Source organism: Corynebacterium sp. UD i78, from assembly GCF_056280545.1.
This window is the reverse complement of record NZ_JBWCED010000001.1, coordinates 1,758,861-1,782,795: the sequence shown is the minus strand read 5'-3', so window position 1 is coordinate 1,782,795 and position 23,935 is coordinate 1,758,861. Positions and strand designations below refer to the sequence as shown.

Sequence of the window (23,935 nt, the reverse complement as noted above, 5' to 3'; positions counted from 1 at the left end):
CCATGCCCAAGGTCCGCTTCGAGCGCGGGGAGGTGATCCTCGCCGAGCTCAGTCCGTCGCGACGTAGCGTCATCTTCCCGGTGCTCGAACTCATTCTCGCCACCGGAGTCGTCTGGCTGCTCATCGGACTGCTGGACGCCCACCTCGCCGATGAGGCGGTACGCGTGGCCGGATACGTGCCCGACAATCTCGCCGAGGTCCCCGGCCTCCCCGGTGCGGCGGGTACTGCGACGGCCGCCCTGTGGGGACGCCGCGTCCTGCTCATCGTGTGGGTGTGGATCGCCTGGCGGCGGTGTATCCGGCACCTGCTGTTCCGGCAGCGCAGCCGGATCATCCTCACCGACCGTCGGCTGGTCACCGCCTCCGGCGACTGGCGCTCACGGGTCGTGGAGATCCCGCTCGACCAGATTGTCGAGGTGCGCCAGCGGGGCAGCACGGTCAATGTGTGGACCCGTGGGTACCGCGTCCCGGTGCGCCTGGCGGACGTGCCCTACGCCGCCGATGTGGCCGCGATGGTCGACGAGCGGATTGTCCGCTACGTGCGGCCGGTATACTGACGCGGGTGAGTAGCGAACCTGATCTGCACCTCGCCCGCCCTGAAGCCCACGCACCCGGAATGCCGCTGGTCACCGTCATCGGCGACGGCCAGCTGGCCCGGATGATGCAGCAGGCGGGTATCGAACTCGGACTGACCGTCCGGCTGCTGGCCGGTTCCGGGGCAGCCTCCGCCGCCCAGGCCACCGCCGACGTGTGGCTGGGCGAGTACACCGACGAGGGTGTCGTCCGCACGGTCAGTGAGGGGGCGGACGCCGTCACCTTCGACCACGAGCACGTGCCCAACGAGTACCTCGAGGGGCTCATCGCCGAAGGTGTGAACGTCCAGCCCCAGCCGTCCGCACTCATCAACGCGCAGGACAAGCTGGTCATGCGGCGGCGTATGCGGGAGATTGGCGCGCCCGTGCCGCCCTTCGCCGAGATCCTCTCGGTCTCCGACGGCGAAGGATTCTGGGACGCCACCGACGGCGCGGTGTGTCTCAAGGCCCGCCGTGGCGGCTACGACGGCAAGGGCGTCTGGTTCCCGGAGTCGCGGGAGCAGACCGCCTCCCTCGTCGCCGAACTGCTGGAGCAGGGCGTGCCGCTGATGGCGGAGAAGAAGGTCCGCCTGGTCCGCGAACTGTCCGCCATGGTCGCCCGTACCCCCTCCGGTGAGACCGCCTCCTGGCCGGTCGTGGAATCCGTGCAGGCCGACGGCATCTGTTACCTGGCCGTGGCCCCCGCCCCTGCGGAGACCGCCGGTCAGGCGCGCGTCGTCGCACAGGCCCACTCCCTGGCCCGTGAGGTCGCCGAGGAACTCGGTGTGACCGGCGTCCTCGCCGTGGAACTCTTCGAGGCCGTCGATGAGGCCGGGCAGCCCGAGATCATCGTCAACGAACTGGCGATGCGTCCGCACAACACCGGCCACTGGACGCAGGACGGCTGCGTCACCGGCCAGTTCGAGCAGCACCTGCGTGCGGTTCTCGACCGTCCGCTGGGCTCGACCGCGCTGAGCTCCACCACCACCGTGATGGCCAATGTGCTCGGTGACCCGGACGCCGATCCGGAGATGCCGATGTCCGAGCGGATGGACGAGGTGTGGCGCCGGTTCCCGACCGCGAAGATCCACCTCTACGGCAAGGAGTGGCGTCCACGCCGCAAAATCGGGCACGTCAACATGTCGCTGCCCTGCGGCGCCGCCGCGACCGCGGAGAACGTGGAGAAGCTCCGTACCTCCGCCCGTCTCGCCTCCGATTTCCTCGTCACCGCCACCTGGAAGGACCAGTGAATGACTGACCAGAACACCCCGCTCGTCGGCATCGTCATGGGGTCGGACTCCGACTGGCCCACCGTCGAGCCCGCTGCCGAGGTCCTCGCCGAGTTCGGCGTCCCCATGGAGATCGGTGTGGTCTCCGCCCACCGTACCCCCGACCGGATGCTCGACTACGCCCGTGAGGCACACACCCGCGGCCTCAAGGTGATCATCGCCTGCGCCGGCGGTGCCGCGCACCTGCCCGGCATGGTCGCCGCCGCCACGCCGCTGCCGGTCATCGGCATCCCGAGGTCCCTGAAGAACCTCGACGGCATGGATTCCCTGCTCTCCATCGTGCAGATGCCCGCCGGTGTGCCGACCGCGACCGTCTCCATCGACGGCGCGAAGAACGCCGGCCTGCTGGCCGTGCGGATCCTCGGCGCGGCCTACCCGGAGCTCACCGAGCGGATGGTCGCCTACCAGGAGACGATGCGTGACGAGGTGCTGGTCAAGGATCAGCGGCTCAAGCAGAAGCTCATGGGGGAGTAGTCCTCCGCAATGTCACTGCTGATGCTGGTCAGCCTGGTGCTGATCGTGCTTCTGGCGGGCACCGGCTGGAGTGTGAAGGCCCGGTCCCTTTGGGCCGGCAACGGTGCGCTCGTGTTCACCGTCGGTCTGCTGCTGTGGGTCTGGCTGCTGGTCGCGGCGACCGGCGCAGGATTCGCCCGGACGATGTGGATCGTCTTCGGGCTCTCTCATGTGGTCGTCGCCCTGGTCGGCTGGTTGACTGCACGGTGGATGGGGGACGCCCTGCCCGGGGTCGACGGTCGTGGTTGGTTCCACCTGTCGACGGTCGTGGCCGCCGCCGAACTGCTGAGCCTGGGGGCCGGTGCCCTGTCCATGGTGCTGCGTTCGATCAAGGGTATCGGCGACGGTGGCGACGACATCCGCTTCTCCCTGGTCATTATCGGTGTCGCGGCCCTGGTCCTCTGGGTCTGTGCCGTTGTCTCGATGATCCGCTACCTGCGTGACGTGGGGCGTGGTCGTCGGCGTCGTGCACCGGAACGGGCGGATGCGGTGATCGTGCTCGGCGCCGGACTGGTCAACGACCGGGTCAGTGATCTACTGGCATGCCGTTGTGACCGGGGCGCGGCGGCCTGGCGCTCGGTGACCGAGCATCGCCCGGCCCGGAGTACTCCGCTGATCGTCACCGGTGGCCGTGGGGACGACGAGCCCTGCAGCGAGGCGGAGGCGATGCACCGGTACCTGGCCTCACGGGGATTCCCACGGGGTGCGGTGCTGGAGGAGCGCTACGCCACGGACACCACCGAGAACCTGCACTTCAGCCTGGACCTGCTCAAGGAGCGTGGGGTGCGTGACCCACATGTGGTGGTGTGCACCTCGGACTTCCACGTGCTGCGCACCGAGCGGATCGTCGCCGCCCTGGAGGCTGAGCGGGGGGACAACGGTGTGCCCTTCTCGGCGGTCGTGCTGGGGGCACCGACACCGAAGCCCGCGATCCCGGCGTCCTACCTGCGGGAGTACGTCGCGCTGACGATCCACCGGCTCATCGGCCGGGCGTGAACAGCCGGGCTTCACCCTGTCCTCTACGCCGTCATCCCACGGGCCACCCACCGGCGATCTGTTTCATCGTCTTCGTCCGGTTCTTCAACTGCACTCTGTTGATCCGGATGACCTCCCAGTCGGCGTCCCTTAACTCCTGGAACATGTCGACATCGATGTCGGTCTGGTCGGCGCCGTCGTGGTGCTGACCGTCATAGAACAGAGCGACCTTCAGTTCCGGACAGGCGAGGTCCGGTGTGGCACACCGGCCGCGGTAGTCCTCGGGGAGCGCCGCACCGTCCATCATTGAGATCTGCAGTGGGGACTGCCACCGGTAACCGGTCGGGAGCACGTCACGAACCACGAGCCGCAGCACTGTCTCCATAGGGGACTGGGCCCCGTATCCCGGATCAGTCAGCGCGACGATCTGCCGGAGCGTCCGACGGGCGATGCATCGCTGCCCGGCAGTGAGGACCTCGACGGGGGTCAGCCGGGTGCACTGGAAGAATGCGTCGAGGAACTGGACCGCACGCACGGTGTGGGACGTCAATCCCGGAACCAACGGAACCCACCAGCTCTTCCTACCGGTGATGATCGTGGTGAGGCACAGGGGCGCTCAGTCCCCGTACTTGCGCCACTGCCGCCAGGCCGCCCAGGTGAGCACCAGGAGGCAGAGCAGCAGCAGGGAAGGCCAGACCTCGGCATCGCCGAAAAGGTTCCACACCGCCTGGATCAGCGCCAGCAGGTCGAACAGGGCGAGGAAGCCCAGCACGGACTCCCACATCATGCGCCGACGCCGGTACTCCGAGGCGGGTAGCCCGGCGGGCCGGCCGGGTGTGTCCGCCACTACTTCACACCACCGGCGGTCAGGCCGGCGACGATCCTGCGCTGGAAGATGAGCACCATGATCACCAGCGGGACGGTCACCAGTGCACCGGCGGCCATCACCGCCGCATACGGGTACTCGTAGGCGTTCGCCCCGGAGAAGCGGGCGATGGCCACGGTCACCGGCTCCGTCTTCGTCGAGGACAGCTGCTTGGCCAGCATGAACTCGTTCCATGTGTTGATGAAGGCCAGGATCGCGGTGGTGAACATCGCCGGCGCGGCCAGCGGCAGAATCACCTTGCGGAACGCCAGGGAGCGGGACGCACCGTCGACCCGGGCCGCCTCCTCCAGTTTCCACGGCAGTTCCTGGAAGAAGGAGGTCAGCGTATACACCGTCAACGGCAGCACGAAGGAGATGTTCGGGATGATCAGTGCCTGGTAGGAGCCGATCCAGCCGAGGTCGGTGAAGAGCTGGAACAGCGGGGTGACCAGGGCGATGCCCGGGAACATCGACGCGGCGAGGATGATGCCGGTGACGAAGCCCTTGCCCCGGAACTCCACCCGTGCCAGGGCGTAGGCGGTGAACACGCCGACGGCCAGGGCGATGGCGGTCGTCCCGGCACCGATGAGCAGCGAGTTGCCGATGGCACGCAGGAAGTTGTTGCCCTTGTCTGTGGCCAGTGCCTCGACGAAGTTGTCGAGGGTGAAGTGGCTGGGCAGCGGGTTGGTGTCGAAGGTGTGCGTCTTGTCGCGGAACGCGGTGACCAGCATCCAGTAGAAGGGTGCGAGCGCCCACACGACGATGACGATGACGCCGAGGTAGCTGGCGACAGTGCGCCTGACTGAGCGTTTCATCGGGTGACCTCCTTCTCCGTGCCGGCATCAGGGGAGGAGGCGGCGTCCGCCGGGCCGTCCTGTCCGGCATCCTGGCCGTCCGGATCACCCGTGGCGTCCTCCTGCCTCCGCAGCGACCACCACTTCTCTTTCCCTGCAGTCTTCGGCATGTTCTGCGTGCCGGCGACATCGGCACCGAGGAACTTCACCATGATGAAGGCGACGGCGAAGATGAGCAGGAAGATCAGTGTCGAGATCGCCGAGGCGGAGTTGAAGTTGCCGCCCTGCATGTCGGCGATCACCAGCTGGCTGAGCACCGCGGTGGGGGAGTTCGAGGAGGAGCTGATCATGATGACCGGCAGGTCGTACATGCGCAGTGCATCGAGTGTGCGGAACAGGATCGCGACCATCAGCGCCGGCCGGATCAGCGGCAGGGTGATCTTCGTGAACTGCTGCCAGCGGGACGCCCCGTCGACGCGCGCGGCCTCGTAGACGCCCTGGGGAACCATCTGGAGACCGGCGAGGATGAGCAGCGCCATGAACGGTGCGGTCTTCCACACGTCGGCGACGATGACCGCGAATCTCGCGGCCCAGGGATCTGTCGTCCAGGCGATGTCCAGCCCGGTCACCGAGTTGATGATGCCGTCAGGGGCGAAGATGAACTGCCACAGCTTCGCGGTGACGGCGGTCGGGATCGCCCACGGGATCAGCACCGCGGCACGCAGCAGGCCACGGCCCAGGAAGCTCCGGTTCATCACCGTCGCCATCCACAGGCCCAGCAGCGTCTCGAGGAAGACCGTCACGACCACGAAGAAGAGGGTGATCTTCAGCGCCGGCCAGAAATCGACGGCGAGGTTACCCGGGGCACAGGTGGAGACCGTGCCGTTGGGCGACATGCAGCGTTGCGTCAGCCAGTAGAGGTAGTGGTCGAAACCGGCGAAGCCGCCCTCGACGAACATTCCGGTGGAGGGGTTGAGGTGCTTGTCCGCCTGGAAGGACAGCCAGATCGCCCGGATGATCGGGTAGCCGATGACGACGGCCAGCAGCGCCAGGCTGGGGCCGACGAGCCAGACGGCCCTGAAGTCGCGCTTCTTGGTTCTCACGGGAAGCAACCTTACAAAAGAGTGGAGGGAACGGCGATGGCCCGCCGCCGACGACAGTGTCGGAGGCGGGCCGGGCCGGAGGGGACCAGCGGAAGCTGGTGGAGCTAGCCGGTGACGTTGCTGATCGCGGACTCCATGTCCGCGGTGGCCTTGTCGACGTCCGCGTTACCGTTGACGGCGGCGTAGGCGTTGTCCTGGACGGCCTTGGAGAGCTGGTCGTAGCTCGGGGAGACCGGACGAGGCTTCGCGTTCTCCAGGGACTCCTTCAGAGCGGGCAGGTACGGGAACTCGTCGATGAGCGCCTCATCGTCGTAGATGGAGGACAGCACCGGCGGGAAGGACGCCTCGGCGAAGGACTTCTGGTTCTCCGGGTCGATGATGAAGTTCATGAAGTCCAGCGCGGTGGCCTTGTTCTCGGAGTTCACGTTGATGCCGTTGTTGTAACCGCCGAGGGTGGAGACACCGGTGCCGTCCTTGCCGACCAGCGGCTGGACGTCGAACTTTCCGGTGGTGGCCTCGGAGTCGTTGGCGTTGGTCCACATGTAGGGCCAGTTGATCGCCATGGCGGTCTTGCCCTCGGTGAAGGCCAGGTTGGTCTCCTCCTCGGTGGCGGCGGTGGACGCCGGGGAGATCGTCTTGTCCGCGTAGCCGTCGACCAGGGCCTGCAGGCCCTCCTTCGACTCGTCCGAGGTGACGGAGGGCTGGCCCTCGTCATCGAGGATGCCGCCGCCCCAGCCGTCCATGAAGTTGCCGGTGGCGATGGTGATGCCCTCGTACTGCTTGAGCTGGGTGGTCAGGCAGTCCTTGTTCTGCTCGACGACGGCCTTGCAGGCCTCGACGACGTCATCCCACTTCTCGGGGGCCTCCGGCACCAGGTCGGTGTTGCGGTAGAGCAGCTGGCCGTTGGTGTTCTGCGGCAGGGCGTAGAGGGTGTCGTTGTAGGTCGCGGACTCCACCGGGGCGTCCAGGATGTCGTCGGTGGACGCCTCCAGGTCGCCGGTCAGCGGAGCGAGCCAGCCGTTGGCGGCGAACTGGGCGGTCCAGACCACGTCGAGGGCCATGACGTCGTAGTCGGTCGAGCCGGCCTGCAGCGACTGGACGAGGGTCTCACGCTGGGCGTCGGCCTCACCGGCGAGCTCCTTGAGCGTGACCTTCTCGTCCGGGTGCTCTTCGTTCCACTTGTCGATGACGGGACGGAGCTTGTCCGTGTCGTTCTTGCCCATCGCGAAACTGATCGGACCGCGGGAGGTGTTGGATTCGGAATCACCGCCCGAGCTGTCGTCATCGGAGGAACAGGCGACCAGTCCGGCGGTGAGGCCGGCGGCGGCGAGGGTAGCGATCAGCTTCTTGGGAAGCTTCGGAAGGTGAGCCATGGGCCTGACCTTTCAGTAGGGGTCCTCAGTGAAACGCCTCGGCGACCGCGGTATCCGCTACCGCACCGCCGGGTGCTTCGAACGAGTGTAGTACCCGCGCAGCCCGTACGGGGGCACTGACCGACATTGCCTCCCGCGTGTCCCTCTGATTCGGGGGTGGGGAGGGGGAGTTGCCCCACCTCCCCGGGGGTGAACCCTTCAGCGCACCCGCTCGCCCTCGGCGTCGAAGAAGTACACCGCGGCGCCTTCGGCCAGGGCGAAGACCACGGAGCCGCCCAGCGGGGGCAGCGTCCCCGGGGCGTCCTCGGTACGGGCCGTGACCTGGCCGTAGGAGGTTTCGGCGTAGACGTTGGCGTCCGACCCGAGCTCCTCGACGAGGGAGACGGTGCCGACAAGACCGGGGGTACCGGCGTCCTGCACGGTGAGATGCTCCGGGCGGACGCCGACCTGGGCCGCACCGGCAGGCAGATCGATCCCCAGTTCGGTCAGCGCGGAGCCGTCGACGGTGAGCAGGTTCATCGACGGCGAGCCGATGAACCCGGCGACGAAGGCGTTCACCGGGTCGCGGTAGAGGTTCTGCGGGGTGTCGACTTGCTGCAGGGTGCCGTCCTTGAGTACGGCGACACGGTGCCCCATCGTCATCGCCTCGACCTGGTCGTGGGTGACGTAGACAGTGGTGACGTCGAGGTTCTGCTGCAGTTTCACGATCTGCGCGCGGGTCTGGACGCGCAGCTTGGCGTCCAGGTTGGACAGCGGCTCGTCCATGAGGAAGACCTGCGGCTCGCGGACGATCGCCCGGCCCATCGCCACACGCTGACGCTGACCGCCGGAAAGGTCCTTCGGCTTACGGTCGAGGAACTCGGTGAGGTCGAGGATCTCGGCGGCGCGTTCGACCCGCTCGGCGATCTCGGCCTTGGGACGCTTCTTGATGGTCAGTGCGAAGCCCATGTTCTCCCGTACGGACATGTGCGGGTAGAGGGCGTAGTCCTGGAAGACCATCGCGATGTCGCGGTCGCCTGGTTCTTCGTCGGTGACGTCCTTCCCGCCGATGGAGACGGTGCCGGAGTCGGTGGGCTCCAGGCCGGCCAGGGCACGCAGGGTGGTGGACTTACCGCAGCCGGACGGTCCGACGAGGACGAGGAACTCGCCGTCGGCGATCTCCAGGTTCAGGTCCTTGACCGTGGGGGCGTCGGCGCCCGGGTACCGGATATTCACGTGATCGAAGACGACGTCAGCCATGGTGACGGATCATACCGCAGGCTGATCCGTGTGCTGGGCGGCATTCCGTAGAGTCGACGGTTGTGAGCGACCTGAACGGCACGAACTCCACGACAACCTCCTTCGCCCTGCAGGCGACGCCGGGGCCGTTCTGGCGCGACCGCGGATTCTGGGTGCAGTTCGCCGTCCAGTCCGCGCTGTTCCTGGTCGTCGGTAGTCTTGACCTGGCTGGCGCCTTCAATACCCTGGTCGATTCCTCGGATCCGGTTTCCGCGGTCATCCTGTCCGTCGGCTACACCATCGTCTTCGTCGGCCTGCTGGTGCAGCGTCGCCGGCCGGAGCTCGGCCTGACCACTGTCGCCGTCGGGCTTCTGGTCGCTGCTGTCGCGCTGTCTGAGGTGTACGTCCTGGCCGCGGGCATCGTGGGGTACGAGGCGTGGTTCATCTCCGGGTACATCCGGCGGCGGCGTCGGGCATGGCTCGGCGCCCTACTGGTCGGGGCACTGGCCGGGGCAACGCTCGCTGTTCTCGCTCCGTATGTCGAACTCAGCTGGGTCGCAGGTCCTTCCCGGGAGGAGGTGTACGGCGAAGGCTCTTCGCCGCGGGAATTCGTCGGCGTCCTCACCATTCTTCTCGTCCTCATTGTCGTCTCTGTCGCGCTGTGCTGGCAGCTGGGTCTGGGGGTACGCCGTCAGCATCAGCAGATGGAGAATCTTGCGGCCCGCGCCGAGCTGGCCGCCGTCACCGAGCGCAACCGCATCGCCCGGGAGATGCACGACATCGTCGCCCACTCCCTTACCGCGGTCATCGCCCAGGCCGACGGCGGACGCTATGCGGGGAAGAAGAAGCCGGAGCTGGCGATCGAAGCTCTCGACACGATCGCGGCGACCGGTCGTGAGGCACTGGCACAGATGCGGCAGCTCCTCAGCGTCCTGCGCGAGGGCGAGACCCGCGACACCGGGTCCGCGCCGGGTGTAGACGGCGTCCCCGGTCTGGTGGACGACGCCCGGCGGTCCGGTCTGGAGATCTCCCTCGACATCAGGGGGGACGCCAGGGAAGTGCCGGCGACACTGGGCCTCACCGTCTACCGCACCGTGCAGGAGTCACTGACGAATGTGCTCAAACACGCCGGGAAGGTCCGCACGCAGGTGGTGATGGACTGGACTGAACCGGGGGCACTGCTGGTCAGCGTGGACAACGCGCCAGGACAGGGTCTGGTGGACGCCACGTCCGCCGCCGGTGGTGCCGGCGGCCAGGGGCTGATCGGGCTGAAGGAGCGGGCCCGGGTACATGAGGGGACGGCGTCCTGGGGTGCCTCGGCAGTCTTCCCCGGTGGGTGGCGCGTGGCCGTTAAGCTGGCCGCATGACCGGGAAAACTACAGTGGCCCTCGCCGATGACCAGCAGCTCGTCTGCGCCGGGTTCGCCATGGTGCTGGACTCCCAGGACGACATCGAGGTGGTGTGGCAGGCCGTCGACGGGGTGGAGGCGGTGCGGCTCGCGGAACAGCAGCCCGTGGACATCGTGCTCATGGACGTACAGATGCCGAACCTCGACGGCATCTCGGCGACCCGGCAGATCGTGGATACCGGTGTGCGCGGTCCCGGCGGCGAACCGACCCGGGTGGTGGTGCTGACGACCTTCGACAATGACGAGTACGTGATGAGCTCCATCACCGCCGGGGCGAGTGGTTTCCTGCTGAAGGACGCCGACCCAGAGGACCTCATCGACGCGGTGCGGACGGTCGGGGAGGCCTCTGCCGTGATCTCCCCGAAGGCGACGGCGCGGCTGCTGCGTCAGGTGCGGGCAGGTGGGACAGATGCCGGAGCGGGTGGCCTCGGCGGTGCCGATGCAGGCCGCGGTATCGCGACCTCATCGGATGTCCCGGCGCCGGGCCCGGACGACGATCTGGGTCTCGTGGATCCCCTGACCCCACGTGAGCGGGAGATCCTGGTGCTGATGGCTACCGGGGCGTCCAACCAGGAGATCGCCGCGCGGCTGTTCGTGTCCCTGCCGACTGTGAAGACGCATGTCGGACGGGTGCTGGCGAAGACCGGCTCGCGCGACCGGGTCCATGCGGTGCTCTTCGCCTTCCGGCACGGGCTGGTGGACCCGGCCCAGGTGCTCGACGGGGAGTAGGGATGCCCAGGCGATGGACGTCCTCATCGCCGTCATACCCAGGTATGACCGACCCGCACCACCCACCACCGCACAATCAGCCCGCAGACCGATGATCGCAGGCGCGGAGGCGACGACCATGTAGTCCATGATCACCGTCACCGACCTGCACAAGAGCTACGGCAGGCAGCACGCCGTCGCAGACCTCTCATTCACTGTCCCCGACTCGACCGTCACCGGCTTCCTCGGCCCGAACGGCGCCGGTAAGTCGACCACCATGCGTTGCATCCTCGGCCTCGACCGGCCGACCTCCGGCACCGTCACCTTCGACGGAGCCGACTTCACCGCCCTCGCCGACAAGCCCGGTACCGCCGGCGCCCTCCTCGACGCGACCTGGTTCACTCCGGCCCGTAGCGGCCGCTCCCACCTCCGCGTCCTCGCCCGGGGCGCCGGCATCCCTGACTCCCGCGTCGAGGAATGCCTCGAGACCGTCGGTCTCACCGACGCCGCGAAGAAGAAGGTCGGCGGCTACTCGCTCGGCATGAAGCAGCGACTCGGACTCGCCGCCGCCCTCCTCGGCGACCCGAAGCACCTCATCCTCGACGAGCCGGTCAACGGCCTAGACCCCGAAGGGGTCAGCTGGATGCGGCACACCATCCGCACCCTGGCGTCCCAGGGTCGCAGCGTCCTCGTCTCCTCCCACCTGCTCTCCGAGATGCAGCTCACCGCCGACCGACTCGTCGTCATCGGCAAGGGCCGCATGATCGGCGAGTACTCCATGGACGAGTTCCTTGCCGGCGGAGCCCGCGTCCTCGTCGAAACCCCGGACGCCCGCCTCACCGACACCCTCGCCACCCGCCTGCGGGACGCCGGCTTCACCGCGTCCTTCGGACTGGCGGACGATACCGGCGGCACAGACGCCGGGACCACACCACTCACCGTCGACATCCCCGAAGGATCCACCGACGCGGAGGTTCGCCGCGCCGTCGCCGAGATCGCCCTCACCGCAAGAGTCCCGGTCACCGGACTTCGCGCCGAGACCGCCAACCTGGAGACCCGCTTCCTCGCCGCGACCGCGGACGCCCAGGAGTACCGCACCGAATCCGCCACATCCACCACATCCGCCGTCCCCGCCGGAAAGAAGTAGTCGTCATGTCCTTCACCAACGCCCTGCGCGCCGAGACCACCAAGCTGTTCAGCCTGCGCTCAAGCCTCGTCTACGCGATCCTGCTCACCGGCTCCCTCTTCGGCCCGGTCACCCTCATCGCCCTCTTCGGCGACGACGCCACCCTCGACTGGTCGACGATCCTCTTCGGCCTGCAGATCTTCATGCTCGTCGCGGTGATCTTCGCCGCCGCCACCACCGCCGGCGACATCCGCAACCACATGCACGCCCAGGCCTTCCTCACCCAGGCCGGACGTTGGCAGTGGGTCGCAGCCAAGATCACCGTCACCGCCGTATTCACCGCCGTGACCTATATCCTCGGCACGGTCCTGGCGATCGGTGTCGGAGCGGCCCTCGGCGGCACACTGAGCCTCGGCACCGACAGCTTCATCCCTGTGGTCGGCCTGGTCACCAACGTCCTCTTCGCCGCGATGAGTGTCGGACTGGCCTGCGTCATCCGCAGCCAGGTCGCGTCCGTGGCTGTCCCCGTGGCCTGGCTGCTCGTCATCGACGGCATGCTCGGCATGGCCGCCGAGTCCATCGGGATCTTCCGCCCCCTGGCCGCCATCGCCCCGATGCAACGGCAGACCCAGCTCCTCGGTGGCGAGGACCCGCTCGGCTTCGGCTTCAGCACCGCGGTCTGCTACCTCATCATCATCGCCTGGTTCGCCGCCCTCGCCGCGCTCGGCCTGTGGCGCAACCACCGCGTGGACGTGCGCTGACCCTCAGGCCGGCCCCGTCCCGCACTGCGGGCTGAAGAGTGCCCCTGCTGGATTCGTGTGGGAACAGGAGAACATGTGACCTCCACCGACAGGGGCGATCCGCAGGCGGAGCAGAACTTCCCACCGTGCGACTGCGCGCCGCAGGACCCGCAGCGGGGGTGGGACTGCTCGCCCTGCGTCATCCCGGCGGTCAGGTCCACGTCCTGCAGCTTGATGCGTACCTGCTCGCGTGGCTCCACGGCCTTCAACTGCGCAAGCTCCTCGGAAGTGACGGGGGAGCGCCGGACACACCGGCCCACCAGCTCGTTCCGGCACACGTCGCCACACACCCGGTCGTCGCAGCCACGGCACTGGTGGAAGTGCGGGGAGATCTCCACCACCGCGCGGCTCAGGGTCTTGTCCTTCGCCTCAGAGTTCGTCGACCGGTCGAGCACGCGGTCCACCGCGGACGTGACGCCGTAGAACCGGCCGCCGAAAAGACTGCCCAGACCCCGGGCGACCTTCTGTCCGGTGGCCGCGACATCTCTCCGGTACACCGAGCGGTAACTGTTGCCGCACCGGTCGCAGTGGAACTCGGACCGGTACCCGTCGGTATTCGACAGATCACTGCAATTGCTGGTGAAGGGGATGCTCGTCGGTATGGCGTCCTCTGTCCGTGGCAGGGGCCTGATCCCCTGTAGGAGGATCATATACCGGCCCCCGACCCCCGTCCCGGTACCCTGGGAACTCATGGACATCACCCTCGGAGACACCGGCCGCACCCTCCACCTGCCCTCGCACTGGGAAGTGCTCAACACCCTTCCGGAGGACGCCCCGGGCACCGTCGCCTTCGGCTACCAGCTCGCCGGGAGCAACGCCGTGGTCACTCTCGCCCCGCTCGACTCCCAGATGATGCCCGTCGACCGCGACGAGGTCATCGAGGGAATCCGCCCCAACCTCAGGGAGTTCCACGCCGGCCTCGTCGAGGCGGACGCCGGCGAGACCCCGGTCGGCGACCTCATCGTCTACACCGTGGTGAAGACCCTCCCGCCGGAGGACGCCGAGCCCGGCTCCGGCATGCAGTACAACCTCACCCTCCACGTCGCCGTGGAGAACGGCGAGTACCTGGAACCCTGGCAGCTCCAGGGGTTCTTCACCGAGACCGGTACCCCGGGTATGCGCGACGCGGCGGTCATGGACCTCAAGCGCCGTGCCGGGGAGATCAGCATCGGCGCCGACGGTCTCGAGGGTTGGTACGTCGACCCCTACGATCCCGCCCTCACCCCGGCCGACGGCTGTCTGCTGGCCACCCTCGCAGAGGACCGGGCCTACGATGACCGCTTCCCGGAGCACCCCCTGTCCCAGGCCAGGCTTCTGCTGGACGCCCTTATCGCCGTGGAGTGACCCCGGGCGGGGCTAACCCACCACGCCCTTCTCGATCTCGGCGAGGTGGGCCAGCCGGTCGGCGTCCCCGTCGGTGGACAGCACCACCGAACCACCGGCGAACAGGGGGAGGAGCCGGTCGACGAGACTGTCCGCGTCCTCCCATCCGGAGGTCACCGCGCGCACGTTCTCACCGCGGGAGGACGCGCGGGCCTGCAGCTCAGTACCCGTGATCTCCGCACCGACGGCGTCGATGAGCAGCACGGCGTCCGCCCCGGAGGGCGGGCCCGCGTAGCGGTCACCCTGCACCCGCAGCTCCGGGGCCAGGTCGGTCACCCCGAAGGGCACCTCCCCGCCGGACTCCGCCACGCCGCGTCCGAAGGGGTCGGTGGAGACCAGGAGCACCTCGTCGGCGAGGTCGCTGTCGGCATCCGTGGTAATCACCGCTGCGGCGTCAGCGGCCGCGGGGGAGGAAGGGGAGCACACCGCCACCCCGGCCTGCCAACAGCCCAGCACCAGTGCCGCGGGCAGCCAGTCGGTCGGGCAGTCCACCACGACCACATCCCCCCGGCCCAACCCGAACTCGCCGGCGAAGAGATTGCCACCCTTGGCCGCCCAGTTCGCTGATGTCGCCGCGGACAGTTCCATACGCCCCCGGTCTGTGTACGTGGTGATGCGGGGCGAGGCGGCGTCGGTCGCCAGAAACGGGGCCATGAGATCCATGCCCGTCACACTAGCGTCAGTTCACGGCATCACAGGACAGGGCCCTCATCCACCGGTACTGCTTCACCGGACAGTGCGGGGCCGAGGATGACCAGCACCGCGAAGACCACCACCGTCACCAGCACCACGACGGTCACGGTCCGTGTCCAGCGGTCCGCCGCAGTGGCTGACCGCCGCAGGAACACTGCAGTGACCAGCACACCGACCAGGGCGCCGACGGTGTTGCAGATCAGGTCTGTGACGTCGGTGCGTCCCAGCGAGAACACGTACTGCGCGACTTCGATGGCCAGACTCAGCCCTGCGGAGACCGACACCGCCGGCCATACCTTCCGGAAGACCACCGCCAGCAGCACGCCGACCGGGATGAAGAAGGCGACATTGCCGAGGATGTCGAAGGCCGCGTTGAAGGGATTCGAGGCGTCCGCGACAATCCCGAAGGGCTGAAGTCGCAGCTCCCGGACGCGCTGATTCTCCGGCTTCCACAGCAGGCCGATGGTGTAGAAGGACTTCAGACAGGTCAGTGCCACAACCACGGCCAGGTATCCGACCAGGGCCGCCCAGGTCCACGGGCGGGTCCGCACCTGGGAGGGCGGAACCGTCCTCGGTGCAGGCGGCGTGGGCATGCGGGTCAGTGTAGTGGCGGACATGACTCCGGAGAGTAGCCCCGGGGGATGGCAGAAGCCTGGCAGTGCGCTGGCGCCGAATTGTGTCAGTACCGTGGATGTCATGGACACTTCCACAGTCTTCACCGTCGACCAGATCCGCCAGGCTGAACAGCCCCTGCTGGCAGCCCAGAGCAGGACCGACGAGCTGATGCAGTCCGCCGCTGCCGGGGTCGCCGCCGCGGCACGGATGATGCTGGAGCGCAAGCCTGTCACGGGCCCCCAGACCTGCGTCCTCCTCGCTGTCGGCGGCGGGGGCAACGGGGGAGATGCCCTCTACGCCGGACGCGACCTCCTCGCCGACGGGTGGACGGTGGACGCCGTGCTGCTCGGCCGCGACCGGGACACCGGCGACGTGCGGGTCCACCAGGACGCGCTGGACGCCTTCGCCGCAGCCGGCGGCTCGGTCGTGGACTACAACGACCTGTGGACGCAGCGACCCGCGCCCTACCGGCTGCTCATTGACGGGGTGCTCGGTATGGGCGGGGCCGGGGGAGTGGACCCTCGCTCGGCGACGGTGCTGGACCTGGCGAACCGGTGGCTGTTCCCTCTCCTGTCGGTCGACGTGCCCTCCGGCATTGACGCAGACACCGGTGCCGTGCCGGAGCCGGTGGATGCCCCTGACCCGTTCGGGGCCCGTGAGGTGCCGTTCCTGTCCCACGCCATCGCCGATGTGACCGTGACTTTCGGGGGGTGGCGCCGGGCACATGCGGTGAACGCCTTCTGCGGGCAGGTGCTGCTGGCCGATCCTGCGCTGGATGACGGCCGCTCCATCGGTGGGGAGCTGGGGGAGATCGACGCATGGTGGCGTCCTGAACCGGGCGTGCATGTCGGGTTCGCGGAGGCTGCCACGCCTACTGCCGACCCACGGGCGGAGTTCCCGTCCCGCGACCTGGGCGGCCGCTGGGACGCCTCAGGAGCCGGTCTGGAGACACCCGGCCTGCATGCCTCCCAGCTCCAGGGGCCGTCCGAACCCGGACCCTACGACGACAAGTACACCGGCGGCGTGGTCGGCGTGTGTGCGGGATCTTCGCGGTATCCGGGGGCGGCGGTGCTGGCCACCACCGGTGCCGTGCGGGCGACGAGTGCCATGGTGCGCTACATCGGCAGTGGCTCCCCGGAGGTCCTGCGGGCCACCCCGGAGGTCATCTGGTCGCCGACGGTGGCGGAGACCGGCCGGGTGCAGGCGTGGGTCGTGGGCCCGGGTCGCGGCACGGACGAGGACGCCGCCTCGGAGCTCGCCGAGCTGCTGGCCCGACCTGAGCCGCTGCTCATCGACGCCGACGCCCTGACCCTGCTCTCACAGCGCCCGGACCTGCGTGAGGCACTGATCGCCCGCTCTCCGGACGCCCGGGGAACCGCGCGTGACGACCGTCCGACACTGCTCACCCCGCACGCCGGAGAGTTCCGTCGGCTGGCGGACGCCGTGAATGCTGCGCTGTCGGACGGTGCCGAACCTGTCTCTGACCCGGACACCGACCGCATCGCCGCAGTGGTGGCACTGTCCGAGGCCCTGCACTGCACGGTGCTGCTCAAGGGGCGGCACACCGTCATCGCGCAGCGTCCTGACCTGTGCCCGGGAGGAGCTGCGGCGGGTACCCGGGTGACCTGTATCGACGCCGGGACGTCCTGGGGAGCCACGCCCGGCTCCGGTGACGTGCTCGCCGGGATCACCGGGGCGCTGATGGCGGAGTTCGCGGCGAAGTACCCCGTGGGCATGTCGACAGGTGCGGCCACCCAGGCGGTGGCGCTGCACGCTCTGGCCGCCGCTGTTGCCGCAGAGACCCCTGACGGCTGTGCCCCGACCTCGGCGTCGAGGATCGCGGACGCCGTGCCGCAGGCCTGGGCCCGCTCCGGCCCCTCCACCACGCGCCGCCGCTACCGTCCTGAGATCTGACGCCCTGGGACCGGGAACTCCGGCTCTGGGCCCCAGGCGTCCTGCAGCTTGGCGCCGCGCACAATTCGACTGCACCTGTGGCGGTGACGGGAAAACCCGGCGCATTCCGCAAAGGTGTGTTTGACCCATGGACCATGGACTCTGGGGGAGAGTGCGGGGCGGGGAGCCGCGACCGCACACACGCTGACCATCCATTCCTGCTCGATCCGGAATGTGTACCTGCTGACTGGTACATCGGGGAGATACCGTCGCGCCATGCCCGTCGACCCGACCCGTTTCCGCCTGTTCTGCCGTCCACCACGGCAGAGCTTCGGGCCACGGGTAAGACCCACCGGAAGATCGCGAAGTCCCACGTCCGTGTGGAGTACGGCATGACGCCGTTCGTCGACGAAGAGTTGCTGGAGTTCCTCGCCCCTGCTGGGACCTCGAAGAACAATGCTCCGGAGTACATCATGCTCACCCCCCACCCGGCTGCTGGAAGTCCACAGGAGCAGTGCACGGGGATTCACGGGGACGCTGGAACGGCTCAATCAGCTCCGGTGTGCTGGTCCGGGAACAACGCTGTCCCACATGCTCGGTACTGTCGACGTGCCGGATTCTGCGCGCGACCGTCGACGGCAGGTACCGGACCTGTCGGAGTTCCGCCCGGGATTCACCAGGGAGTTCATCCGCGCTATCCAGGTCAGTGACGCATTCCACCGGGCACTGGGACGTCAGTCTCCTATGCACACAGGCGACCTGCGCGCACCTGGAGGTGTGGACGCGATCTTCGCCGGCCGCGTACTCGGGTACACCGACGTCGGTGCCGAATCTTCTCCCGAGACGCTGCTCCGACTTGCGGTCAGCGACCTCGCGCCGGGGCTGCGCAGTCAGATCCCGGTGTGGAAGGACGACGGGTCAAGGCTCCTGACGTCCTGTGACCTGGGGTGGGAGGATCGCCGGGTGTTCCTGTTCTACGACGGCGCGCACCATCTGCAGCGCATCCGGCGCAACCATGACTCGAAGGTGCCGGCTGCACTGCAGCGCGACGGTGGAAAGGTGCTTCGTCTGGTTGCCGAGGACGTGGCGGATGCGCATGCAGTCAGCGATCTCCGTGAGCGGGTGGCTGAGGCGCTGGGGCAGAGGGTTGGTGTCCTCGGACCCGGTCCTGCGTCATCGGAGAATTACGGTTCAGTGCGCTTTTGCGTAATTCTCCGATGACGCAGCGCACACCCTCACGGCACCGCCGACCTGCGGGGCACCGGGAGTCCGGGCACCGGCAGGCGAGGCAGAGTCAGTTGACGCACATGGTGTCGGACTCGTTTGCGGTGATCGGCGCCTGATCCTCCTCAGAACCGGCGTCCATGGTGCCCGGGATCCCGATCGTCTCACCGGAGTAGTCGTCCCCGCTGTCGGAGGAATCGTCGGAATCGGAGCTGTCCAGAGTGCGGGTGTCGTCCTCGGTGGCGCCGGGACCGGAGTAGGTACCGGACAGGGTGACGCTGATCTGGCCTGCCTCCAGAGTCGGATCCTCGACGACCTGCAGGTCGCCGAGCTTCTTCGCCAGGTCGCGGGCGGCAGGGTCATTGACGTCGGCGACGTTCACCTGGCTTTCCGAGACGCCGGACTCGTCGTGGTTGCCGACCTCACCGACGGTGAAACCTGCACCGGCGACCAGGTCACCGACGCGGGTGGCCAGGCCGTCGACATTGCCGGCGTTGAGCACGGAGACAGTGGATGCCGCAGCGTCGTAGTCCGGGATGGACTCCTCGGTCGTCTCCTCGGAGTCTGACTCGTCGGAGTTGTCCTTGTCCTCGTCGCCGAGCAGCTCGTCGAAGAAGCCGCGGACCTGGCCCGGGTCGACCGTGACCACGGACTGGCCGTCCTCGCTGGTGCCGTCGATGCTGGTCACCGGAATCGTCTGGAAGGAGACGTTGCCGCCGGAGAGGTTCTGCATCTGGGTGGCCAGACCCATGATGTCCCATCCGGAGTCGATGGTCAGCGACCGGGAGACGGCGTCATTGAGCTTGCTGAGCTGGCCGGGGTTGGACAGCGTCTTCGCCGAGAGGATCTTGTTCGCCAGGCTGGCGAGGTAGGCCTGCTGGCGGGTGATGCGGTCCAGGTCACCGCGCGGCAGGTCGTGGCGCTGACGCACGAAGCTCAGGGCATTCGGACCGTCCAGGGTCTGCTGACCGGCGGGGAAGTTGGCACCGGACAGCGGCTCGTCGACCGGGTTGTTGAGGCAGACGTCGACACCACCGACGGCATCGGTGAGCAGCACGAAGCCGAGCAGGCCGACCTCGGCATAGTGGTCGACACTGATGCCGGTGAGGTTGCCGATGGTTCCGATGAGCGCCTCGCGGCCCTTCTGGATACCTTCCTTGGAGACCTTGTCCTCGTCGTATTCTTCACCGTTGGCCGCGGCTTCATCGGCGGCGTCCTGCTCGTACTGCCACTTGGTGCTGCCGTAGACCGAGTTCAGCTTGACGTTGCCCAGATCATCACCACCGTCGACGTAGGTGTCACGGGGCAGGGAGACGGCGGTGGCGGAGGAGCCGTCGTTGGGGATACGGATGAGGATCATCGTGTCCGTACTGGTGGTCTCCTCCTCGCCGGCGCGGAGCATGTCGATTTCTTCCTGGGAGAGCGGGTTGCCTTTGGCGTCCGTGCGGGAGTCGATACCGACCAGCAGGATGTCGGTTGCACCGTCGGCCTGGTCGCCGAGGTCGAGTCCGCCGGTGGTGGCGAGGTTGTCGCCGAGCTTTCCGACGGTGGAGTAGCCGTAGCCGCCGCCGATCAGCAGCAGGACGGCGAGGATGCCGAGCACGACCTTCACCGGGGTGGGGCCGAGCTGCCGGTGGTCGCTGGGGCCGGACGAGCGGGAACGACGCGACGCCCGGGAGGACGCCGCGGCACGCCGCCTGCCCGACGAAGACGACGAGGAGGTCGATCCTGAGGATCCCTCCGCCCGTCGTGAGCTGCGGGGCAGACGCGTCTGCCCGGGGCCTACCGCCTCACCCGGCGCCTCGCGGATACGTCGGGAGCGACGTTCGTTCGGGCGGGCATGGCGTCCGCGACCGTCATCGGACCGTGAAGTGCCGTCGGTCCGGTCGGAATCGCTCATGCTTGACCTTTCATCAGTACGTGCCGCGGAAAACAGGGTGACAGTTCGCGGGGGAGTCTACTACCCGCCGCGGCGTTGTCCATGCAGGCGCCACAAGTACCATGGCCATCTGTGAATTCACTGACTCCCCACATCGCGGTCACCGGCGCTGCCGGACAGGTCGGCCGGGAACTTGTCGCTCCCGGCGGCACACCGCTCACCCGGGAGACTCTCGATCTGGCGTCCTCCCCGGAAGAGCTTCGGGAGGCGGCGCTGCGCTGCTTCGCCGGGAAGGACGCGGTGATCAACTGCGCGGCGTGGACCGACGTCGACGGGGCAGAGGATCCGGCCAACCGGGCAGCGGTCGAAAGAGTCAACGCCACCGCACCCGGCGTCCTCGCTGAGGCCGCGTCCCAGGTCGGGGTGCGTTTCATCCACGTCTCCACCGACTATGTCTTCCCCGGTACGCCTCCGGAGGAGGGACGTGAGTGGAGGACCGACGACCCCACCGATCCCCTCAATGTGTACGGTGCGACGAAGGCTGCAGGGGAGAAGGCGGTTCTCGCCCACGGCGGAACCGTCGTGCGGACCGCCTGGGTGTGGTCGGGGCCGCACGCCCCGGGCCGTGATTTCGTGGCGACGATGGCTGGTCTGGCGGCGCGTGGGGTGGACCCGAAGGTGGTCGACGACCAGACGGGGCGTCCCACGTCCGCCGCCGATCTCGCCGACGGTCTGTGGTCACTGTCACAGAAGGAGGGGGCGCTGCCGGGCGTCCTGCACTACACGAATTCCGGGGATCCGGTCACCTGGTGCGGGCTCGCGCGTGAGGTCTTCCGCCTGCTCGGCCATGATCCGGAGCGGGTCACGCCGTGCGGCTCGGACGAGTGGCCGGCGCCGGCGGCGCGTCCGGCATGGTCGGTGATGGACCTGGCCGCGTGGCGGGAGACGGTGGGCGAACCGCCGACGTGGCGTACGGCTCTGGCCCGGGGCCTGGACTAGGCTGGTCGGTCGTGAACAAGCCACTCGCGATCATCACCGTGACCTATTCCCCCGGGGAGTACCTCGGGCGTTTCCTGGACTCCGTCCCGGCGGCGACGGCGCAGGGTGCTGTGGTGGTGATGGCCGACAACGGCTCCACCGACGGTGCCCCGGAGGACGCCGCCGCTTCCCGTGACTACGTCGAACTGCTGCGTACCGGGGGAAACGTCGGCTACGGCGCGGGTATGAACAAGGGGATCGACGCGGTCCGTGCCCGTCGGGACGCCGGTGAGATCGACGACGAGTTCGTCCTCATCTCCAACCCGGACGTGGTCTTCACCCCGGGGTCGGTGGACCGGATGATCGAGGCTGCGAAGCGACACCCGCGGGCCGGGGCGGTCGGCCCGCTGATCCGGGAGACCGACGGCTCGGTGTACCCCTCGGCGCGTGCCGTGCCGACCCTGGGTTCCGGCATCGGCCACGCCCTGCTGGCCCCGGTCTGGAAGGACAATCCCTTCAGTCGTCGCTACCGGGACGACGCCGACATGTCGCAGGAGCGCATCTCCGGCTGGCTGTCGGGCTCCTGTCAACTGCTGCGGTGGGAGGCCTTCGACGCCGTCGGCGGCTTCGACGAGCGCTACTTCATGTACATGGAGGACGTCGACCTGGGTGACCGGCTGGGCCGGGCAGGATGGGAGAACGTCTTCACCCCGACCGCCGAGATCGCCCACGCACGGGGCCATTCAGCGTCCTCCCACCCGGAAATCACGGTGCCCGCCCACCATGATTCGGCCTACCGTTTCCAGGCTGACCGCCTCACCGCCTGGTGGCAGGCGCCGGTGCGCGCGGTGCTGTGGGCCGGGCTGAAGGTCCGCGGTGCGGTGACCCTCGCCCTGGCGACGCGGGCTCTACGGCAGCGGCACCGGGACAGCGCCGCCGGGTAATCTCATGGCCGTAGTGCCCTCACGCGCTCTTCCGCTATCTCTCCCCAGACGACGAAGGAACCGACCTTTCCATGACTGACACCAGCTCTCTCGCAGCGTCCACCGATGCCGTCATCCTTGTCGGCGGCAAGGGGACACGCCTGCGTCCGCTGACGAACTCGATCCCCAAGCCGATGTTGCCGGTGGCGGGCTATCCCTTCCTCCAGCACCTGCTGGCCCGGATCCGTGCCGCCGGCATGACGCACGTGGTGCTGGGGACCTCGTTCAAGGCGGAGGTCTTCGAGGAGTTCTTCGGTGACGGCTCTGAGCTCGGACTGGAGATCGAGTACGTCGTCGAGGATGAGCCGCTGGGCACCGGTGGTGGTATCCGCAACGTCTACGACCACCTGCGCCACGAGCGTGTGATGGTCTTCAACGGCGACGTGCTGGGCGGCACCGACCTCAACGCGGTCCTTCAGACCCATGTCGACCATGACGCCGAGGTGACGCTGCACCTGCTGCAGGTCGCCGATCCGCGGGCCTTCGGTTGCGTGCCGACGGACGCCGAGGGCCGGGTCTCCGCGTTCCTCGAGAAGACCGAGGACCCGCCGACGGACCAGATCAACGCCGGCTGCTACGTCTTCCAGCGCGACATCATCGGCGAGATCCCGGCTGGCAAGGCCGTCTCCGTCGAGCGGGAGGTATTCCCGTCGCTGCTGGAGCGTGGCGCCCGGGTGTTCGGCCATGTGGACCAGGCTTACTGGCGGGACCTGGGGACGCCCTCGGACTTCGTCCGCGGCTCCTCGGACCTGGTGCGCGGGATCGCTCCCTCGCCGCTGGTCGACGGACGCCACGGTGAGTCGCTGGTGGACCCGTCGGCGGCGGTGGCCGGGGGAGCACTGCTGCTCGGTGGCACGGTCGTGGGCCGTGGCGCGGAGATCGGCGGTGGTGCCCGGGTAGACACCTCCGTGGTGCTCGACGGTGTCGTCATCGAGGCCGGCGCGACGGTGGAGCGGTGTGTCATCGCCGCCGGGGCGCGGATCGGGGCCCGGGCCCATCTGTGCGACGCGGTGATCGGTGAGGGTGCCGTGATCGGTGCGCGCTGTGAGCTTGTCGGTGGGGCCAGGGTGTGGCCGGGGGTGCAGCTCCCGGACGGTGGTCTGCGCTTCTCCAGCGATATCTAGAAAAATTTCTACATGTTGTGGTGCCCGGGCAGAATCAAGGGTCGGGAACCCACATGTAGTGGTTAGGGTGCACGAAGCGGTGCTTATGTCGTGGCATGTATCTCTGACACCCCATCACCTTCAGTGAATGCTGTGACAGTTGTGACTTGTGTGGTGACGGTGCGACGGGGAAGCGGTTGAGGCATGTAATTCCGTATGTGTAATCTCTGGGGGGTACAGATATACGGACGCCCGACAATCAGACGTTGTCGATCCGGCGACCGTACCGACGGGGAACGAGCAACCGAAAGGAGGCGGCGTGGACGACAGGCATGACGGATACCGCGACGCTGATCCTGAAGAGTTCCCTGCTTCGCTGTCAGACGGCTCTGCGGCGGTGGATCCCGGACGTTCCGACCTCACGTCGGACTTCGACGAGT

The 23,935-nt window shown here is 68.1% G+C and carries 24 protein-coding genes; 14 read left to right on the top strand and 10 right to left on the bottom strand.

Going from position 1 to position 23,935, the window contains the following annotated elements:
• The first annotated feature begins 2 nt into the window (after window positions 1–2).
• From ACZ9GM_RS08415 to ACZ9GM_RS08400, 4 genes are read left to right on the top strand one after another with little or no spacing between them, the layout of a single operon-like run.
• Window positions 3–557, top strand: coding sequence for a PH domain-containing protein (locus ACZ9GM_RS08415; RefSeq protein WP_291473369.1), 555 nt, complete (start codon window positions 3–5; stop codon window positions 555–557).
• Window positions 558–562: 5 nt separating this feature from the next.
• Window positions 563–1,822, top strand: coding sequence for a 5-(carboxyamino)imidazole ribonucleotide synthase (locus ACZ9GM_RS08410; RefSeq protein WP_291473370.1), 1,260 nt, complete (start codon window positions 563–565; stop codon window positions 1,820–1,822).
• Window positions 1,823–2,335 (top strand): 5-(carboxyamino)imidazole ribonucleotide mutase, encoded by a 513-nt coding sequence (gene purE, locus ACZ9GM_RS08405; RefSeq protein ID WP_291473371.1) that lies wholly within the window; start codon window positions 1,823–1,825, stop codon window positions 2,333–2,335.
• A 9-nt stretch (window positions 2,336–2,344) separates the two neighbouring features.
• Window positions 2,345–3,370, top strand: coding sequence for a YdcF family protein (locus tag ACZ9GM_RS08400; RefSeq protein WP_476037617.1), 1,026 nt, complete (start codon window positions 2,345–2,347; stop codon window positions 3,368–3,370).
• Window positions 3,371–3,401: 31 nt separating this feature from the next.
• Here the strand turns inward: ACZ9GM_RS08400 and ACZ9GM_RS08395 are convergent, their stop codons facing one another.
• From ACZ9GM_RS08395 to ACZ9GM_RS08370, 6 genes are all read right to left on the bottom strand, one after another.
• Window positions 3,402–3,899 (bottom strand): hypothetical protein, encoded by a 498-nt coding sequence (locus tag ACZ9GM_RS08395; protein ID WP_291473373.1) that lies wholly within the window; start codon window positions 3,897–3,899, stop codon window positions 3,402–3,404.
• Window positions 3,900–3,965: 66 nt separating this feature from the next.
• Window positions 3,966–4,196 carry a hypothetical protein gene (locus ACZ9GM_RS08390; RefSeq protein WP_291473374.1) on the bottom strand — a complete coding sequence of 77 codons (231 nt, stop codon included), beginning with the start codon at window positions 4,194–4,196 and terminating at the stop codon, window positions 3,966–3,968.
• Complete coding sequence (locus ACZ9GM_RS08385) at window positions 4,196–5,029, bottom strand: carbohydrate ABC transporter permease (protein WP_476037616.1); 834 nt, start codon at window positions 5,027–5,029, stop codon at window positions 4,196–4,198. The genes ACZ9GM_RS08390 and ACZ9GM_RS08385 overlap by 1 nt, the downstream gene beginning before the upstream one ends.
• A complete protein-coding gene (locus ACZ9GM_RS08380; RefSeq protein ID WP_291473376.1) occupies window positions 5,026–6,111 on the bottom strand; it encodes a carbohydrate ABC transporter permease in 1,086 nt (361 codons plus the stop codon). The genes ACZ9GM_RS08385 and ACZ9GM_RS08380 overlap by 4 nt, the downstream gene beginning before the upstream one ends.
• A 104-nt stretch (window positions 6,112–6,215) precedes the next feature.
• Window positions 6,216–7,484 carry an ABC transporter substrate-binding protein gene (locus ACZ9GM_RS08375; RefSeq protein WP_291473377.1) on the bottom strand — a complete coding sequence of 423 codons (1,269 nt, stop codon included), beginning with the start codon at window positions 7,482–7,484 and terminating at the stop codon, window positions 6,216–6,218.
• 198 nt (window positions 7,485–7,682) lie between these two features.
• The gene (locus ACZ9GM_RS08370; RefSeq protein ID WP_291473378.1) at window positions 7,683–8,723 is read right to left on the bottom strand and encodes an ABC transporter ATP-binding protein; all 1,041 of its coding nucleotides are present in this window, start codon (window positions 8,721–8,723) and stop codon (window positions 7,683–7,685) included.
• Between the two features lie 62 nt (window positions 8,724–8,785).
• Here ACZ9GM_RS08370 and ACZ9GM_RS08365 point away from each other — a divergent pair, with 62 nt between their 5' ends.
• The 4 genes from ACZ9GM_RS08365 to ACZ9GM_RS08350 all read left to right on the top strand — a co-directional run bounded on the left by ACZ9GM_RS08365 (window position 8,786) and on the right by ACZ9GM_RS08350 (window position 12,705).
• On the top strand, window positions 8,786–10,069 hold the full coding sequence (locus ACZ9GM_RS08365; RefSeq protein WP_291473379.1) for a sensor histidine kinase: 1,284 nt from the start codon (window positions 8,786–8,788) through the stop codon (window positions 10,067–10,069).
• On the top strand, window positions 10,066–10,839 hold the full coding sequence (locus tag ACZ9GM_RS08360; RefSeq protein WP_476037615.1) for a response regulator: 774 nt from the start codon (window positions 10,066–10,068) through the stop codon (window positions 10,837–10,839). Before ACZ9GM_RS08365 ends, ACZ9GM_RS08360 begins: the two co-directional genes overlap by 4 nt.
• Window positions 10,840–10,966: 127 nt before the next feature.
• Window positions 10,967–11,965: an ABC transporter ATP-binding protein gene (locus ACZ9GM_RS08355; protein ID WP_476037614.1), complete on the top strand. Its 999-nt coding sequence runs from the start codon at window positions 10,967–10,969 to the stop codon at window positions 11,963–11,965.
• 5 nt (window positions 11,966–11,970) lie between these two features.
• Entirely contained in the window at window positions 11,971–12,705 is a 735-nt protein-coding gene (locus ACZ9GM_RS08350) for an ABC transporter permease (protein ID WP_476037613.1), read from the top strand.
• Here the strand turns inward: ACZ9GM_RS08350 and ACZ9GM_RS08345 are convergent.
• Entirely contained in the window at window positions 12,627–13,394 is a 768-nt protein-coding gene (locus ACZ9GM_RS08345; protein WP_476037612.1) for a zinc ribbon domain-containing protein, read from the bottom strand. The two genes, ACZ9GM_RS08350 and ACZ9GM_RS08345, sit on opposite strands and share 79 nt — an antisense overlap.
• Window positions 13,395–13,434: 40 nt before the next feature.
• Here ACZ9GM_RS08345 and ACZ9GM_RS08340 point away from each other — a divergent pair, with 40 nt between their 5' ends.
• Complete coding sequence (locus tag ACZ9GM_RS08340; protein WP_291473384.1) at window positions 13,435–14,088, top strand: hypothetical protein; 654 nt, start codon at window positions 13,435–13,437, stop codon at window positions 14,086–14,088.
• A 12-nt stretch (window positions 14,089–14,100) separates the two neighbouring features.
• On the opposite strand, the gene ACZ9GM_RS08335 is transcribed toward ACZ9GM_RS08340, so the two are convergent.
• Together ACZ9GM_RS08335 and ACZ9GM_RS08330 are read right to left on the bottom strand one after the other, a co-directional pair.
• Window positions 14,101–14,790: a TIGR03089 family protein gene (locus ACZ9GM_RS08335; RefSeq protein WP_291473385.1), complete on the bottom strand. Its 690-nt coding sequence runs from the start codon at window positions 14,788–14,790 to the stop codon at window positions 14,101–14,103.
• Window positions 14,791–14,819: 29 nt separating this feature from the next.
• On the bottom strand, window positions 14,820–15,413 hold the full coding sequence (locus tag ACZ9GM_RS08330; protein ID WP_476037611.1) for a VanZ family protein: 594 nt from the start codon (window positions 15,411–15,413) through the stop codon (window positions 14,820–14,822).
• 103 nt (window positions 15,414–15,516) lie between these two features.
• Here ACZ9GM_RS08330 and ACZ9GM_RS08325 point away from each other — a divergent pair, with 103 nt between their 5' ends.
• Together ACZ9GM_RS08325 and ACZ9GM_RS08320 are read left to right on the top strand one after the other, a co-directional pair.
• On the top strand, window positions 15,517–17,349 hold the full coding sequence (locus ACZ9GM_RS08325; protein ID WP_476037610.1) for a bifunctional ADP-dependent NAD(P)H-hydrate dehydratase/NAD(P)H-hydrate epimerase: 1,833 nt from the start codon (window positions 15,517–15,519) through the stop codon (window positions 17,347–17,349).
• A 570-nt stretch (window positions 17,350–17,919) separates the two neighbouring features.
• Entirely contained in the window at window positions 17,920–18,549 is a 630-nt protein-coding gene (locus ACZ9GM_RS08320) for a hypothetical protein (protein ID WP_291473388.1), read from the top strand.
• Between the two features lie 73 nt (window positions 18,550–18,622).
• Here the strand turns inward: ACZ9GM_RS08320 and ACZ9GM_RS08315 are convergent, their stop codons facing one another.
• Window positions 18,623–20,452, bottom strand: coding sequence for an LCP family protein (locus ACZ9GM_RS08315; RefSeq protein WP_476037609.1), 1,830 nt, complete (start codon window positions 20,450–20,452; stop codon window positions 18,623–18,625).
• Between the two features lie 111 nt (window positions 20,453–20,563).
• Between ACZ9GM_RS08315 and rfbD the strand changes: the two genes are divergently transcribed.
• The 3 genes from rfbD (at window position 20,564) to manB (ending at window position 23,516) form a co-directional block, all read left to right on the top strand.
• Window positions 20,564–21,430 (top strand): dTDP-4-dehydrorhamnose reductase, encoded by an 867-nt coding sequence (gene rfbD / locus ACZ9GM_RS08310; RefSeq protein WP_476037608.1) that lies wholly within the window; start codon window positions 20,564–20,566, stop codon window positions 21,428–21,430.
• Window positions 21,431–21,441: 11 nt separating this feature from the next.
• A complete protein-coding gene (locus tag ACZ9GM_RS08305) occupies window positions 21,442–22,353 on the top strand; it encodes a glycosyltransferase family 2 protein (protein WP_291473391.1) in 912 nt (303 codons plus the stop codon).
• Window positions 22,354–22,424: 71 nt separating this feature from the next.
• Window positions 22,425–23,516 (top strand): mannose-1-phosphate guanylyltransferase, encoded by a 1,092-nt coding sequence (manB, locus tag ACZ9GM_RS08300; RefSeq protein ID WP_476037607.1) that lies wholly within the window; start codon window positions 22,425–22,427, stop codon window positions 23,514–23,516.
• Window positions 23,517–23,935: the final 419 nt, after the last annotated feature.

Coding starts and splice junctions, on each gene's coding strand:
- ACZ9GM_RS08385 (WP_476037616.1), bottom strand. CDS start 5,029: ATGAAACGCTCAGTCAGGCGCACTGTCGCCAGCTACCTCGGCGTCATC.
- ACZ9GM_RS08350 (WP_476037613.1), top strand. CDS start 11,971: ATGTCCTTCACCAACGCCCTGCGCGCCGAGACCACCAAGCTGTTCAGC.
- ACZ9GM_RS08340 (WP_291473384.1), top strand. CDS start 13,435: ATGGACATCACCCTCGGAGACACCGGCCGCACCCTCCACCTGCCCTCG.
- ACZ9GM_RS08330 (WP_476037611.1), bottom strand. CDS start 15,413: ATGCCCACGCCGCCTGCACCGAGGACGGTTCCGCCCTCCCAGGTGCGG.
- ACZ9GM_RS08360 (WP_476037615.1), top strand. CDS start 10,066: ATGACCGGGAAAACTACAGTGGCCCTCGCCGATGACCAGCAGCTCGTC.
- ACZ9GM_RS08400 (WP_476037617.1), top strand. CDS start 2,345: ATGTCACTGCTGATGCTGGTCAGCCTGGTGCTGATCGTGCTTCTGGCG.
- ACZ9GM_RS08315 (WP_476037609.1), bottom strand. CDS start 20,452: ATGAGCGATTCCGACCGGACCGACGGCACTTCACGGTCCGATGACGGT.
- ACZ9GM_RS08345 (WP_476037612.1), bottom strand. CDS start 13,394: ATGATCCTCCTACAGGGGATCAGGCCCCTGCCACGGACAGAGGACGCC.
- purE (WP_291473371.1), top strand. CDS start 1,823: ATGACTGACCAGAACACCCCGCTCGTCGGCATCGTCATGGGGTCGGAC.
- ACZ9GM_RS08355 (WP_476037614.1), top strand. CDS start 10,967: ATGATCACCGTCACCGACCTGCACAAGAGCTACGGCAGGCAGCACGCC.
- ACZ9GM_RS08375 (WP_291473377.1), bottom strand. CDS start 7,484: ATGGCTCACCTTCCGAAGCTTCCCAAGAAGCTGATCGCTACCCTCGCC.
- ACZ9GM_RS08415 (WP_291473369.1), top strand. CDS start 3: ATGCCCAAGGTCCGCTTCGAGCGCGGGGAGGTGATCCTCGCCGAGCTC.
- ACZ9GM_RS08325 (WP_476037610.1), top strand. CDS start 15,517: ATGGACACTTCCACAGTCTTCACCGTCGACCAGATCCGCCAGGCTGAA.
- manB (WP_476037607.1), top strand. CDS start 22,425: ATGACTGACACCAGCTCTCTCGCAGCGTCCACCGATGCCGTCATCCTT.
- ACZ9GM_RS08370 (WP_291473378.1), bottom strand. CDS start 8,723: ATGGCTGACGTCGTCTTCGATCACGTGAATATCCGGTACCCGGGCGCC.
- ACZ9GM_RS08320 (WP_291473388.1), top strand. CDS start 17,920: ATGCTCGGTACTGTCGACGTGCCGGATTCTGCGCGCGACCGTCGACGG.
- ACZ9GM_RS08335 (WP_291473385.1), bottom strand. CDS start 14,790: ATGGATCTCATGGCCCCGTTTCTGGCGACCGACGCCGCCTCGCCCCGC.